This window comes from Microcystis sp. M179S2 (assembly GCF_020245805.1).
In the GTDB taxonomy this organism is placed as follows: Bacteria; Cyanobacteriota; Cyanobacteriia; order Cyanobacteriales; family Microcystaceae; genus Microcystis; species Microcystis aeruginosa.
The window spans coordinates 1-13,265 of sequence record NZ_JADBUE010000310.1 but is presented as its reverse complement, the minus strand read 5'-3'; the positions used below and the strand labels follow the sequence as shown (position 1 = coordinate 13,265).

Sequence of the window (13,265 nt, the reverse complement as noted above, 5' to 3'; positions counted from 1 at the left end):
GATTAACGACCGCCAACGGTAATAGAATCGACTTTTAAATGGGGTTGACCAACGGTGACATAAACGCTACCACTGACGGAACCGCAAAAACCCGCCGCTAGTCCTAAATCTTGGGAACACATAGAGATTTTATTCATAATCTCCTTGGCTGAACCGATTAAAGTCGCGCCTTTCAGGGGTTTAGTCAGGTTGCCATTTTCGATAAGATAGGCCTCCTCGACGGCGAAATTAAATTCCCCGGTCGCCCCCACACTACCGCCGCCCATTTTTTTGCAATAAATGCCTTTATCGATGGAATTAAAGAGATTATCGAGGGTATATTCCCCAGGTGCGATGTAGGTATTCCGCATCCGACTAGCGGCCGCATAGGTGTAGTTTTGACGGCGACCGCTACCTGTGCGCGGATGACCGGTTTTAATTGAACCGGTGCGATCGGCAATGAAGTTTTTTAGGATACCATTTTCAATTAGGAGAGTACGCTGGGCCGGCATTCCCTCATCGTCCATATCGATAGTACCGAAAGCTTTATCGGATAATCCTTCGTCCCAAGCCGTCAGGTTTTCGTGGGCGATTTTTTCGCCTTTTTTATCGAGAAAGGGCGTGGTTTTTTGCTCAATTTGCGTAGTTTCTAGCAAATGGCCGCAGGCTTCGTGGAAGATAACACCGCCAAATTCATTGGCCATGACGATGGGATAACTGCCGGATTCTACATAGTCAGCGTAAAGCATTTTACCCGCCGATTCGGCCACTTCTGCCGCCGATTCCTCGGCATTCCACGTCCGCAGAAAATCGGGATTACTGGTACTACCCACCCGTTTACCAATGCTAGAACGATTGGTCCCATCGGCACAGAGGAGATTATAGCCCACGGATTGGGTGAGGCGAATATCCCGGGCAAAAGTCCCATCACTAGCGGCAACTAAAATTTCTTGCCAATCGCGAAAATAAGCGGCGCGACGAGATTGGACGTGAGAGGCTTTCTGATTGAGTTGAACGTTAGCAGTTAGGAGAATATCACCCATTTCTCGCAAAGAACTGCAATTATTCAGCCAAATATCTTTATTTTTGACCGTGGCATAATCCCGGAACATTTCCAGATTGATTTCGGGAATATACGCGTTAGGACTGGGTAGGTTTAAACCGAGAATCGATAAACCTTTTTCTAGGGCATTTTTTAAGCCTTGGAAGCTTAAATCGTTGGTACTGACATAACAATCAGCTTTACCGCGAAAAAGGCGGATTCCTGCCCCTGTAGATAGTTTCGGTGAGAGACTGGTGATGGTGTCATCTTCGGCTAAACAACTGATATAGTTGACTCTTTCTAGGAAAAATTCGATAAAAGTCGCCCCGGCAGCCCGTCCCAGTCCCAGAAGAGTGGACAAAGGAGCCGCCCAAGAGCTATCAAAGCGCTCCAGACTAGGATTATATTTCAGGGTGGGGAGTTCTTTGGAGATGAGTAGAGTGGGTGACATAAAGCTCGTTTATCAGTTAATCTGCTGGTTTCTAGTCTAACAGTTCTCAGTTTTTTCCGTATTGGGGTGGGCTAACCCTGCTAAATTTTTCTCCTTCATATCTCTTAATAAAAACCTTGATTCGATCGCTGATCGCCCGCAAGATTAAATAAAGAGCGACTCAGGATTAAAATAATGGCCACAGCGACACAATTCTTAAACATTTCTGACTTGACAAAAGATGATTATTGTGTATTCGGTTTAGCGATTTGTTTTCTCAAACAGGAGGGAGAATTAGAAAAAGTGGCGGTGTTAGAACCGATTCCCTCGGCGGCCCTAGAGGCAATTGTCAAAGGAATTCCCACTTCCTACGAATTTGCCCGCGCCATGAGTTTAGGAGAGGTATTTCAGGACGATAATCCTCAAATACCCAGTAATTTCCCCGATAATGCCCAATTATGCGAGAATTTTGTCGAAAGGGCGATTGCGGCCACTCGCACCTATAAAAATCAACCCCACCTGCAAGGGTTAATCCCCTTGGGCAGCCAAAAAGACGATTTAAACTTTTCCCTAGAGAAAAAACGCATCTTGAATGCTGTTCATGTGGTGCGGACGGAGGATAACGTCAAACAACATTCTCACACCCATAAGGTTTTGTAATCAAGGTGAGTTCGGGTTAGGGAAATTTTGCCCTTTTCCCTGATTCCGAACTCAGATGAACCAGTTATCTTAAGGGTGAGGTGTCAAGTTGTGATTTTGAGGAGTTGATGCCCAATTAAGTAGGGAGGCACAATTATTTGTAGGATGGGTTAGCGGTAGCGTAACCCATGCGGGCGTTGGGTTTCATACTTCAACCCAACCTACGTTCATCTAAAAAGATTATAATTTGTTTTCTCAATTTAGGATTAGTAAACCATGGCAAGTATAGAAACATTATTAGCAGAAATTATTAAGGTTGCATCTCACATTTGCAGAAATAGCGACAATCGGCAATTATTGGTGAATCTTAAATTGGTACAAGTATATTAACAACTGCGTGTAAGCATCTCACCGAAAAGCAAATGCGCGAGGGGTTTGGGGGTTCTACCCCCCAAACGCTTGGATTGAGTCATAAAATCGAAAGTAACGCCCAATTTTCAAAGAGAGGTTCCCTTTAAAAACCCCAACTTAGTAGATTTATAAAAATGAGATGCACCCAATTATTAAGGCAATCCTACACATAAATTTTGGCTGACTGAATAAATATCTTCAAACAAATAATCCCATTGATTTTCTAAATGTTTAGCAATATGGTAGGCAAGCAAAGGTGGGACAGCATTACCAATTAATTTGTAACCATCCGTAGCCGAAAGTGAATATTTTCCATCTCCCTTATTTTGTTGACGCACAAATTCAAAATCATCGGGAAAAGTCTGTATTCTCGCACATTCCCGCACAGTTAAACGTCTCATTTTTAACCCTGCTTCTAACTCATTAACTATCTTTCCCCCTAATTCTAAAGATAATCTCCTAAATTCAATATTACCGTGATGTTCCGAGCGAATAGTCGGACCTAAACCCTGTAAATTAACCTCGATTTGTCCCTGAGTTTTACCATAATGTTTAGCTTTTGAATAGCTTTTTTGTGAGAGGTCAAATAACTCATCTTCTGGTTCTTCTAAACCTGATAATATCTGACCCACTGTACTGTAAGTTTTAAGAGGATATATTGACTCAAACAGATTTAATTGATGCTTAATAACTTTATGGGTTGGATGCGGAAAAATATCATTATTTTCTAGATGTCCTATCGCTGTCGCTTTTAAATAGGTTTTATTTAAACCGATAAAGATAATTCTTTCCCTAGTTTGGGGAATTCCGTAATCGGGAGCAAAGAGAAGTTTAGGGATAACTATATATCCATCTTTACCAATGGCACTAAAATCATCTTCAATTATATCTTTAACATTAGCCAAGGAGATTAAACCTTTAACATTTTCAGCAATAAAAACTTTGGGTAAGGTTAATTCAATAACTCTTTTCATCCAATAATAGAGTTTCCCGCGATTGTCCTGAAAACTATCTTCACTCTCGTCTAGTAGTTTACCCGTGTGACTTTTGTGAGAATTAAACCCCTTTCTTTTTCCTGAAACACTAAAATCTTGACAGGGAAAACCTCCCGTTACTACATCGATATTACTGGGAAACTGAAACTCTCCTTTTTCTGCTTGTTTGACTAAATATACAATACTCCCCAAGTGAAATACATTCTTTTTACCCCTTTTTTCAAAGTAGGGAATCCAAGCATTATGGGCAGCCTTAGTTATATCATTAGCAAAGACAGTTTCAAAAGTAGTGCGCGGTAGTTTTAGCCATGGTTCCCGTCTTTCTACTATCCAATCTCGATGAATATTTTCATTAACACAGTCTTGGTGTACCCAAAAACCTCCCTCTAATCCTAAGTCCATTCCCCCGCAGCCAGAAAATAGAGATAAAACTCGCTTTTGTTGCCTATTCATCACTATTGATTAAATGAGTAATTTAATAATATCATACTGATAATCAATTCGATCGAAAGGGATTAATTAAAGTTAGTTGATTGGATATTATTAACCCATCCTGCATATCTTCAGAGTAAAGAAGACTAGCATCGGATGCTAAGGCACTAGCTACAATTAAACTATCCCAAAAAGAAAAACTGTATTGAGTGCGGAGTTCAGAGGCTCTTAAAATAATATTGCGATCAAGTTGAATAACAACACATCCATCGTAAATTTCTTGAATAATTTCTCTAATTTGAACTTCACTTATTTTTGCTTTTTTGGACAGCGCAAACTTCATTAATAATTTGCGTACTGATTAAGATATTTTCCCTGCTAGTTAAAGCGTTCGCTAGATTGCGTTTTCGCATTTCTTCAGCATCGTTACACTCTGGGTCTATTAAAAGACGGTATAGCCAGATATTAGAATCACAAAAACAAAGAGAATTGATCATAATTATAGCTGATGAATTTCTTCCCGATTTAATTGACGAATACCTTTAACAGCAACGGAATTTTGAGTTAATTGGGCAATGATTCCAGTGGTTGATACTTTTTTATTTTGTTTGATCACAATAACTTGAACTTCGCTGTCTTCCCTAAAGTCCTGTTGGTATTCTTCGGGAATTTCGATAATACCTTGTTTGATTTTGGCTTTAAATTCCACTGCATTTAACATATTGTTGCTCTCGAGGGACTGTCTATTAAGATTAATTATAGCCCTCTTCTGTCAGTGGGAAGTGGTAAGTATGGCTGTACCGTTGACTGTATCTAGAGTAGTTTATTGGTTTTACATTGCTTTAGCTCAAGCTCTGTAAGACTTTTAGCCATAGCTACTATATTTATAGGGGGGAAGTTCAGAAATAAGGCAAATTCGTAAATCAGAATATTTTCATGGGTGGCGATAATCTGTTTAACCCGAACTCAGATAATGTTAAGATTTATTTTGCTAACTACTTTTTGGCTATTCTTTGCTGTATAATGGCGGCATTCGTATCTAATAGAATATACAAGGTTCTCTCCACTCTTGCCCGTTCCATAACCTGTTCCCTGCCATAATCTAGATGTTTCCATCTCTAGGGCTGGGTGGAGAGGCGGTAATGCGTCCTCAATTCTTTATCTTTAATCAGTCGCAAGATTAAGGTAAAGTGACCTTGAGCCAATTTTATTTTTTTATTGTTCCCTAGCTTTCGTTCCACTGAAATACAGTTAGCTCGCACAATCCAAGCGAGTTAATTGGTCTAGTTGTACTTAGGACACAAGAAAGACAATGAACCCGATTTTTTCCGATATATTTGACGGCAATCTCTTCGACAATAACATAACTAACGGTCTTGGCTCCGATGATCTTATCGTTCTCGATAACGGTAATGACAGTTCTGACGGCGGCGCTGGTAATGATTTAATCTTTGGTAATGGGGGCAACGACACCCTAGTGGGAGGCGCGGGGATAGATACCCTCAACGGCGGTGACGGTAATGATGTCATCACCTCCGATGGCGACGGCGGAACCTATCGGGGCGATGCAGGTAACGACACCCTCTTTTCGGGACTTGGCAACGAAACTATGGACGGTGGCACCGGCACCGATACCATCGACCACACCGCCTGGGCTGGTAACTACGTGTTCAATATGGCCACCGGCTTAACCGACTTTGCTGGTGAAAGCTTCATCAACTTTGAAAACGCCAATATGGGCGCTGGTAACGACTCGGTGACGGGTAATGCCGCCGCCAACATAATCAACGGCGGTGCTGGCAACGACACCCTAGTGGGAGGCGCAGGGGTAGATACCCTCAACGGTGGTGACGGTAATGATGTCATCACCTCCGATGGCGACGGCGGAACCTATCGGGGCGATGGGGGTAACGACACCCTCTTTTCGGGACTTGGCACCGAAACTATGGACGGTGGCGCCGGCACCGATACCATCGACCACACCGCTTGGGGTGGTAACTACGTGTTCAATATGGCCACTGGCTTAACCGACTTTGCCGGTGAAAGCTATATCAACTTTGAAAACGCCAATATGGGCGCCGGTAACGACTCGGTGACGGGTAATGCCGCCGCCAACATAATCAACGGCGGCGCTGGCAACGACACCATCACTGGTGGCTTGGGTCAGGATACCCTCAACGGTGGTGACGGCAATGATGTTATCACCTCCGATGGCGACGGCGGAACCTATCGAGGCGATGCAGGCAACGATACCCTCTTTTCGGGACTTGGTAACGAAACTATGGACGGTGGCACTGGCACCGATACCATCGACCACACCGCCTGGGGTGGTAACTATGTGTTCAATATGGCCACTGGGTTAACCAACTTTGCTGGTGAAAGCTTCATCAACTTTGAAAACGCCAATATGGGTGCCGGTAACGACTCGGTGACGGGTAATGCCGCCGCCAACATAATCAACGGCGGCGCTGGCAACGACACCCTCGAAGGTGGTTTCGGTCAGGATACCCTTACCGGTGGCGCTGGAAATGATTTCTTCAAGCTCACGGAAGCGTCGTCGATAACACTACCAGGCTTTGCACCCAATACCGCGAGCCGTGATCTGATCACCGACTTCTCCGTAGCCGATGACACGATCATTCTGGCGGACAGTCTTGACAGCACCTTGGTCATTTCTCCGGGGATCACGGGTCTGAGCTTTGTTGGTGGTAATGTGCCTGGAAATGTCCTTAACGCTGGCTCGTTCTTCAAGGGATCAGGGGAAGACGGGCGACCATTGGGAAAAGCCTCCGGCATCTACGTCAATACTTTGGACGGCAACATCTGGTATAACAATTCCACCGCCGCCGGCAGTTACCTAATTGCCAATGTTGCGGCTGGTGTCGCAGCTGGCATGACCAATCTCGACTTCGTTTACGGGGCGTAAGTCTCAGCTAGGCATCACAGTAGAACTATGCCATATCCCCCGCTAACGGCGGGGGTTTTTTGTCGGACACCCATCATTCAGTCCCTAAAAATCCCAACTTTAATAGCGATATTAATCCTTTTAAAAACAGCATTATTTTTGAGTGTGTATTAACCAGGGAACCAATCTTCATCAAGAGTTTTCTCAATTGTCCAAGGACAGTCAACTGGTCAAGTTAATCCACTTTTGCGGCGCGCTTTTCCCAGAGCTTTTTGATAACAATAACCAAACCGTTCTAAGGCATGATTGTAGATTACCTGAGAGCGAAACAGCAAGCTTAATTCCAATCTGAAATTATCTATCTCGTCTGTCCAGTGGGGTAGGTAGTAAGGATGCTTCCAGTAGGCGTAAAATCTACTCCTCAGCGTGAGATTAATGTTTAGTCGGATGGAAGCATCAACACCATAATAGCCAGAAATTACTGTAATTTGATGGGCGGAGTCGGACTCGAACCGACATGAGGGGCTGCCTCGCCACATTTTGAGTGTGGTGCGTCTACCAATTTCGCCATTCGCCCTTGGCATTAGCTTTATCATTATAACCCATTTTTGGACTCTGTAACAAATTGTGATAATCGGGGGAACTGGCCCAACGATCGATTTCTCGCGCGCGCAGGACGGGGAGGGGATGGGTTAACTGTTGGGTTTGCAAACCCTTTAACATTTCGCCCATTTCCGAGGCGCTGACGGCATCGTAGGACTTGGCCTGATCGATAAAAGCCTCTAAATTTAGTAAAGGTGCGAGACTGGGGGAACCTCCGGCTAACTTCATTAACACCGACATGACGATTTTTGGGTCTTGAACTGCCAATAAAGCCGCTCGATCGCAGCTAAACTCGGCGCAGCGCACCCAGGCTAACATTCTCTCCTGTAGGGATCGTGCTAACATTGTCCCCCAATTGGGCAGTAATCCCGCCGCTAGGACCATAATATTGGCTAAAGTCAGATAAACGCCGTGTTCACATTTGAGATGACCTAATTCGTGGGCCATTACCGCTTGAATTTCCGCGGGAGTCAGCATTTCGATTAGGGAAGTGTGCATCACCATAAACGGTTTTTTGCCGCGCATGGCGAAGGTATAGGCGTTAGGAACGGGGTTTTGTTGAATGTATAATTGAGGTGGTTCTAAGTCGAGAATTCGGCAAGCTTCTAGGAGTAGATTATGCAGGTCGGGTAATTGTTTTTCTCCTACCAAAACACTAGCAGCAATGTTATTTAAGTAAAAGAATTCCTCAGCGACGGAACCTAATAAACTTCTCACGGCTATATCTAACCCAGGCAATTGTTTGAGGGAATTAGTGGCCTCTAGGTCGATGGGATGCCGAAAATCATTGGCTTTTAAGCCGAGTAATAACTGTTTTGATAATTCCATATTCTTATTCATTTAACCAAGCTTTGACGCGTTCTAAACTTTTCCAATCGGGTTTTCTAGCCAAACCATCGGCGATATTTTCATCCACTTCTTGGCGAACCTCTTTGTTTAAACTAACTAATTGTTGCACCAGTTCGATATGTTCCCTAACTCCGGCGGTTTTGGTTTCTAACATAGCCAAAACCAAATTGATCCGGTTTTGGGGGGAAACTTTATCGAGTTTAACGGCTTTTTGGGCGGCTTTTAGGGCTAATTCCGGTTTATCGGTGAGCATATATAACCAAGCCAAACAGGACCAAACGGCGGCATTTTTCGGAGTGCGATCGCTTAATTGTTTAAATTCCGGCAATAAACTGGCGGCGCTTTCTCCCTGTTGGTAGCGTTCTAAACCTTGTTCGAGGGTAAAATTGGCGGTTTCTGTCATTTTCAGCTAGGGGGTTAATCAAGGAGCAAATTTAACGGTTATCGCTGTATTACACGGGGTTAATACAATTCACCTTTATCTAGTATTCTAGCAAAATTTGTCCCCTTGTCAGCAAAATTTTAAAAGACGATGCCGCGTTCTCGCCAGATCATCAATAGGCCACTCATCGAAACGAATAACATCACTGCTTGTTTAAATTGTTGGGGACTCATTCTTTCTAAAACTTTTTGTCCTAACCAATTGCCCGGCCAGGCCGCTAATCCTAATAATAAACCGTAACCGAGAAAGGGCAGATGTAAAACTCCAAAGGCTGCGTAGGCGATTAATTTGGCCACATGAACTACTACCATGTGAACGGATTTCGTTGCCACCATTGGTTCTTTAACTAGCCCATAGTTGATATAAAACAGGTTCATCATCGGGCCGGTACTACCGACTAATCCTGAGAGGAAAGCGTAGATAAATCCCGAGGGCATAAAATACCAAGTTTTAATCTCAAAAAAAGGATTTTCTTCTTGGGGAAATAATTGTTTAAGCGAGGAGAAAACCAGAAAAATTCCCAAAACTAGCGGCAACCATTTGAATTGTAAATGGGCAAAGACAAAAGCGCCGAGGGTAGATCCCATAATTGCCCCGGGTAGATACCACACCGTCGAGGGCCAGTCAATGGCGCGCCAATACATTCCCATGCGTTGGACGTTACCGAGTAGCATCCCCGTGGTTAAAACTGGAGGAATGACGGCAGCATCGAGAAACCAACCTAAAACGGGGAGTAGAATCAGGGGGCTGCCCCCACCAGCAAGGCTACTAAAAAACCAAGCTAGACTACCTGCCAACATCAAGGTAACAATGATCATCGAGTTGTAAAGTTAAGTTAAAAAGAGCTACTTAATCTATTATGATATCCTCTTTGGGGTCTTCATCGGTATAATGCCATTCCACATTGGGCATAGCCTCGAAAGCTTGCCGGACGTAATCCTCCCAGAGTTTCCGCATTTTGGCTAGGTAGGGGTCTCCTAGGCGCAATTGTAACTTATGACGTAGGCTTAGGCTATTCGCTTCATACATACTCAAATAGATAGGCGGTCCAACGGAAATATTCGATTTCATGGTCGAATCGATGGAAAGTAAGGCACATTTAGCCATTTCCTCTAGGGGTGTATCATAGGTAATAGTGCGATCAAGAATCGGTTTACCGTATTTAGTTTCACCTATCTGTAAAAAGGGCGTTTCTTTGGTGGCTTGAATATGATTTCCCTGGGGATAAATCAGGAATAATTGCGGTTCTTCTCCTTTAATTTGTCCCCCAAGAATAAAGTTACATTGAAAATCAATATTATCTTGTTCTAGCCAAGTTCTTTCCCTAGCTTGTACTTGACGACTTTTATCACCGATATAGTGGGCGATATCGTAGAGATGAGTCAGAGAATGGAGATTTTTATCCTCTTGATTGTGCAGATCTCTTTTTAGTTCGTGAATCACTCCTTGGCTAATCGATAAATTGCCCGATGTACAGACCATAATTACTCTTTCTCCCGATACCGAAAAGTCAAATAATTTCCGATAGGCCGAGATATAATCGACTCCCGCATTCGTGCGAGAATCCGCCCCCATAACAATGCCAAAACGATTGATAATTCCTAAACAGTAAGTCATTTTCAGTAAACAGTAAACAGTAAACAGTAATCAGTAAACAGTAAACAGTAAACAGTAATCAGTAATCAGTAATTAGTAATCAGTAAACAGTAAACAGTAAACAGTAAACAGTAAACAGTAATTAGTGAAGAGTGAAGAGTGAAGAGTGAGCGGTGAATAATATCATTTAAAGCTTAAAACTTAAAACTTAAAACTTTAATCTGATAACTAATCACTGATAACTGATAACTGAATTAAGCCATAACCATACCACCATCGACGTTAAAGACTTGACCGGTGATATAAATAGCGGCGGGATCGGCGGCTAAAAAACGCACCATTCCGGCGACTTCTTCCGGTTTTCCATAACGGGAGAGGGGAATATATTTGAGAATTTCATCTGCTTTGAGGTCATGAGTCATATCGGTTTCAATAAAGCCGGGGGCCACGGCATTAACAGTGATGCCTCGACTGGCAAATTCTTTGGCTAAAGTTTTCGTTAAACCGATAACACCGGCTTTAGCGGCGCTGTAATTAGATTGACCCGGATTACCCATCAAACCGGATACAGAAGTGATGTTAATTATGCGGCCGCTTTTCTGTTTTAACATCAATTTACTGACGGCGCGAGTGCAGAGAAAAACTCCGGTTAAATTGAGATCGATGACCGCTTGCCAGTCTTCTAATTTCATTCTTAACATCAGGGTATCCCGGGTAATACCGGCATTATTAACTAAGACATCAATATGACCGAATTTTTCCTTGGTACTGTCCACTAAATTATCCACTTCTTCGCTTTTAGCCACATCTGCTTGTAGAGCGATTGCCTTTCCCCCGGCCGCGGTAATTTCTTCGACAACGGCATCGGCAGCACTGCTAGATTTAGCATAGTTCACCACTACAGTAGCACCCTGGCTGGCTAATTCTAAGGCGATCGCTTTACCGATCCCTCGCGAGGCCCCGGTTACTATGGCTACTTTGTCTTGTAAATGCTGGCATTCTGCGGGTAATAGTTTCATAATTTTCTGCATTCCCCAAATAATCGTCAAATCTCAAGAGAAAACTCTGTACTGATAACTTTGCTCAAAACACTTCATTATCTCACAAGCGGGTTAATCTGACCGCAGAAATCCTCAATGGGGATCGCTCTGTCCCCACTTTCCTGTATAGTATCAGGGAGAATTGGCCGCCACTAATTGATCGAGTTGCTGCTGCATCAAATAACAGACTTTCTCATAACATTCCCGTACATAACGGCGGTCCCGGGCCGCTTTTTTGCCGTAACGTTCAAAAATAATTGGGGGACAAACCCGGGTATGTATCGGTACGGGTAAGGGAATATTCGGCAAGGGACCGATAGCTAGTCCCCAGGGTAAACCGAAATAGATGGGACAGGTCCCAGGGTCAATACCGAAAGGCCAAGGCATACCCTTTTTATGCAATTCTTTTAATTGAGGATAAATATCTTCGAGGACAAACAGAGTCGAGTGAGCGCCGTGGGAAATGGCGGGAATAATCGGCACTTCGTACTGTAAAGCTAGTTTAACAAAAGCTTGATTACCGGCAAAATAAATTTTATTTCTTAAACTGTGGGGACGGAAAACATCCGCAGCACCTCCTGGATAAATGAGGACACTAGCGCCACTATTTAAAGCAGCGATCGCCATTTTCGGATGAGCATGAATGGCCCCCATTTGGGCCACTAGATGCGCTTGGGATGGAAAAACTTGCCAGACTCGCGAATCCATCAAACCATAGACTAAGCGATCGCTGCCAAAGCGTTGAAACCAATCATACATCATCATAAACATATCGGGAGCCGCTAAACCGCCGTTATGGGAGCCGATGAATAATACCTGTCCTGAGGGGGGAATATTTTCCCAACCATCGGTTTTAACGCGAAAATAATGGTGATAAAACCAATCCAGAAGGGGGACAAATTTTTCGATCACCTGCGGATCGCGATCCTCTAATGACCAACCCGTGAGGGTATCAACAGGGGCCTTGGCCGCTTGTAGGGATAATTCGGCAAAAGTCGCCGTAGATGAGACAAAAGAACTAAAAATCTGCATTGATGCCCAGTTGATAATTTAAGCGCATCTTATTATCGCAAATTTCAGTTAAAAAACCCATCGTTTGAGAACGGCTTTCCTCGATAATTCTATCATTTTTAATGTCTAATCTTCATAGTTGAACCAATTTTTATCTAATAATTGCTCTAAACTGTAAGGACATCCTCGGGGAAAATCGCCAGAAAAACCAGTTTTTTCTTGAACATAATCGAAAGCATCCTGATAGATTATCGGTAATTCCTCAGCTAAATAATTCTGTAAATTCGTCGTTAAACATTTTCTTAATTGCGTGCGAAAACTGATAATTTCCGCTCGCCAATGATTCCGATTTATTTCTGCTTCTGTTGTCCAATATTGTAAAAGTAATAAATGCCTGATCACTTGTTCAAGTAAGCTACTGACTCGGTTTTTATCTCTTTTACTCAAGCTTTCTAATTCCTCAATTAAATGGATTACATCTAATTCATCTAAGCGATTTTCCTTGAGGATTTTTATTGTTTCCTCTAACCAAAGATGTTGATCAATTTCGTAAAGTAGGGGCAGGGTTTCTCCTCCCTCTACTTGCCAGGGATTCTGATTTAAAGTTTTCATTTCGTTGTTGGCGGTTTTTAATAGGAGATAAGTACCTCATATATATATTAAGCCACTTTCTCCTAATTTTGATAATGACACGGGAAAAATTACCGCCCATCCTTACAGTGCGATGCCGAAGACACTGCGTAGCAGTACGCCGATCTTGTAGGGTGCGTTAACGTAGTGTAACGCACGTCTTTACTGACTCAAGCCAATTTTGTAGGGTGCGTTAACGTAGTGTAACGCACGTCTTTACTGACTCAAGCTATTAAAATATGGCGGATGAATTAAAGATTG

General features: G+C 43.2%; 14 protein-coding genes and 1 tRNA gene. 2 read left to right on the top strand and 13 right to left on the bottom strand.

Translation table 11 applies throughout. From position 1 onward, the window contains the following. Window positions 1-2: 2 nt before the first annotated feature. Window positions 3-1,472 (bottom strand): TldD/PmbA family protein, encoded by a 1,470-nt coding sequence (locus IM500_RS19410; protein WP_012266273.1) that lies wholly within the window; start codon window positions 1,470-1,472, stop codon window positions 3-5. A 174-nt stretch (window positions 1,473-1,646) separates the two neighbouring features. Here IM500_RS19410 and IM500_RS19405 point away from each other — a divergent pair, with 174 nt between their 5' ends. Further along, window positions 1,647-2,111: a hypothetical protein gene (locus IM500_RS19405; RefSeq protein ID WP_002798136.1), complete on the top strand. Its 465-nt coding sequence runs from the start codon at window positions 1,647-1,649 to the stop codon at window positions 2,109-2,111. Window positions 2,112-2,653: 542 nt separating this feature from the next. Here IM500_RS19405 and IM500_RS19400 read toward each other — a convergent pair. The 3 genes from IM500_RS19400 to IM500_RS19390 form a co-directional block, all read right to left on the bottom strand. Then, window positions 2,654-3,949, bottom strand: a complete 1,296-nt coding sequence (locus IM500_RS19400) for a DNA cytosine methyltransferase (protein WP_287739359.1) — start codon at window positions 3,947-3,949, stop codon at window positions 2,654-2,656. A gap of 43 nt (window positions 3,950-3,992) precedes the next feature. Then, window positions 3,993-4,271 carry a PIN domain-containing protein gene (locus tag IM500_RS19395; protein WP_242034685.1) on the bottom strand — a complete coding sequence of 93 codons (279 nt, stop codon included), beginning with the start codon at window positions 4,269-4,271 and terminating at the stop codon, window positions 3,993-3,995. Between the two features lie 156 nt (window positions 4,272-4,427). Continuing rightward, window positions 4,428-4,649 (bottom strand): hypothetical protein, encoded by a 222-nt coding sequence (locus IM500_RS19390; protein ID WP_190722683.1) that lies wholly within the window; start codon window positions 4,647-4,649, stop codon window positions 4,428-4,430. A gap of 591 nt (window positions 4,650-5,240) precedes the next feature. Here IM500_RS19390 and IM500_RS19385 point away from each other — a divergent pair. Continuing rightward, a complete protein-coding gene (locus IM500_RS19385) occupies window positions 5,241-6,854 on the top strand; it encodes a calcium-binding protein (RefSeq protein WP_287739358.1) in 1,614 nt (537 codons plus the stop codon). Between the two features lie 209 nt (window positions 6,855-7,063). Here IM500_RS19385 and IM500_RS24590 read toward each other — a convergent pair whose 3' ends face one another. From IM500_RS24590 to IM500_RS19345, 9 genes are all read right to left on the bottom strand, one after another. Next, window positions 7,064-7,372, bottom strand: a complete 309-nt coding sequence (locus tag IM500_RS24590; RefSeq protein WP_353737926.1) for a DUF29 family protein — start codon at window positions 7,370-7,372, stop codon at window positions 7,064-7,066. Then, a tRNA-Leu gene (locus IM500_RS19380) sits at window positions 7,326-7,410 on the bottom strand. The genes IM500_RS24590 and IM500_RS19380 overlap by 47 nt, the downstream gene beginning before the upstream one ends. Then, window positions 7,389-8,276 (bottom strand): M48 family metallopeptidase, encoded by an 888-nt coding sequence (locus IM500_RS19375; protein WP_287739357.1) that lies wholly within the window; start codon window positions 8,274-8,276, stop codon window positions 7,389-7,391. The genes IM500_RS19380 and IM500_RS19375 overlap by 22 nt, the downstream gene beginning before the upstream one ends. Continuing rightward, a complete protein-coding gene (locus IM500_RS19370) occupies window positions 8,269-8,688 on the bottom strand; it encodes a tetratricopeptide repeat protein (RefSeq protein WP_190722686.1) in 420 nt (139 codons plus the stop codon). Before IM500_RS19370 ends, IM500_RS19375 begins: the two co-directional genes overlap by 8 nt. 119 nt (window positions 8,689-8,807) lie before the next feature. Further along, the gene (locus IM500_RS19365; RefSeq protein WP_190722687.1) at window positions 8,808-9,545 is read right to left on the bottom strand and encodes a sulfite exporter TauE/SafE family protein; all 738 of its coding nucleotides are present in this window, start codon (window positions 9,543-9,545) and stop codon (window positions 8,808-8,810) included. Between the two features lie 31 nt (window positions 9,546-9,576). After that, a complete protein-coding gene (locus IM500_RS19360; RefSeq protein ID WP_190357143.1) occupies window positions 9,577-10,344 on the bottom strand; it encodes a proteasome-type protease in 768 nt (255 codons plus the stop codon). Window positions 10,345-10,577: 233 nt separating this feature from the next. Then, entirely contained in the window at window positions 10,578-11,354 is a 777-nt protein-coding gene (fabG, locus tag IM500_RS19355; RefSeq protein ID WP_002782849.1) for a 3-oxoacyl-[acyl-carrier-protein] reductase, read from the bottom strand. Between the two features lie 141 nt (window positions 11,355-11,495). Continuing rightward, a complete protein-coding gene (locus IM500_RS19350) occupies window positions 11,496-12,395 on the bottom strand; it encodes a lysophospholipid acyltransferase family protein (RefSeq protein WP_287739356.1) in 900 nt (299 codons plus the stop codon). 105 nt (window positions 12,396-12,500) lie between these two features. Beyond that, entirely contained in the window at window positions 12,501-12,986 is a 486-nt protein-coding gene (locus IM500_RS19345; protein ID WP_287739355.1) for a DUF29 domain-containing protein, read from the bottom strand. Window positions 12,987-13,265: the final 279 nt, after the last annotated feature.

Coding starts and splice junctions, on each gene's coding strand:
- IM500_RS19410 (WP_012266273.1), bottom strand. CDS start 1,472: ATGTCACCCACTCTACTCATCTCCAAAGAACTCCCCACCCTGAAATAT.
- IM500_RS19405 (WP_002798136.1), top strand. CDS start 1,647: ATGGCCACAGCGACACAATTCTTAAACATTTCTGACTTGACAAAAGAT.
- IM500_RS19400 (WP_287739359.1), bottom strand. CDS start 3,949: ATGAATAGGCAACAAAAGCGAGTTTTATCTCTATTTTCTGGCTGCGGG.
- IM500_RS19395 (WP_242034685.1), bottom strand. CDS start 4,271: ATGAAGTTTGCGCTGTCCAAAAAAGCAAAAATAAGTGAAGTTCAAATT.
- IM500_RS19390 (WP_190722683.1), bottom strand. CDS start 4,649: ATGTTAAATGCAGTGGAATTTAAAGCCAAAATCAAACAAGGTATTATC.
- IM500_RS19385 (WP_287739358.1), top strand. CDS start 5,241: ATGAACCCGATTTTTTCCGATATATTTGACGGCAATCTCTTCGACAAT.
- IM500_RS24590 (WP_353737926.1), bottom strand. CDS start 7,372: ATGTGGCGAGGCAGCCCCTCATGTCGGTTCGAGTCCGACTCCGCCCAT.
- IM500_RS19375 (WP_287739357.1), bottom strand. CDS start 8,276: ATGAATAAGAATATGGAATTATCAAAACAGTTATTACTCGGCTTAAAA.
- IM500_RS19370 (WP_190722686.1), bottom strand. CDS start 8,688: ATGACAGAAACCGCCAATTTTACCCTCGAACAAGGTTTAGAACGCTAC.
- IM500_RS19365 (WP_190722687.1), bottom strand. CDS start 9,545: ATGATCATTGTTACCTTGATGTTGGCAGGTAGTCTAGCTTGGTTTTTT.
- IM500_RS19360 (WP_190357143.1), bottom strand. CDS start 10,344: ATGACTTACTGTTTAGGAATTATCAATCGTTTTGGCATTGTTATGGGG.
- fabG (WP_002782849.1), bottom strand. CDS start 11,354: ATGCAGAAAATTATGAAACTATTACCCGCAGAATGCCAGCATTTACAA.
- IM500_RS19350 (WP_287739356.1), bottom strand. CDS start 12,395: ATGCAGATTTTTAGTTCTTTTGTCTCATCTACGGCGACTTTTGCCGAA.
- IM500_RS19345 (WP_287739355.1), bottom strand. CDS start 12,986: ATGAAAACTTTAAATCAGAATCCCTGGCAAGTAGAGGGAGGAGAAACC.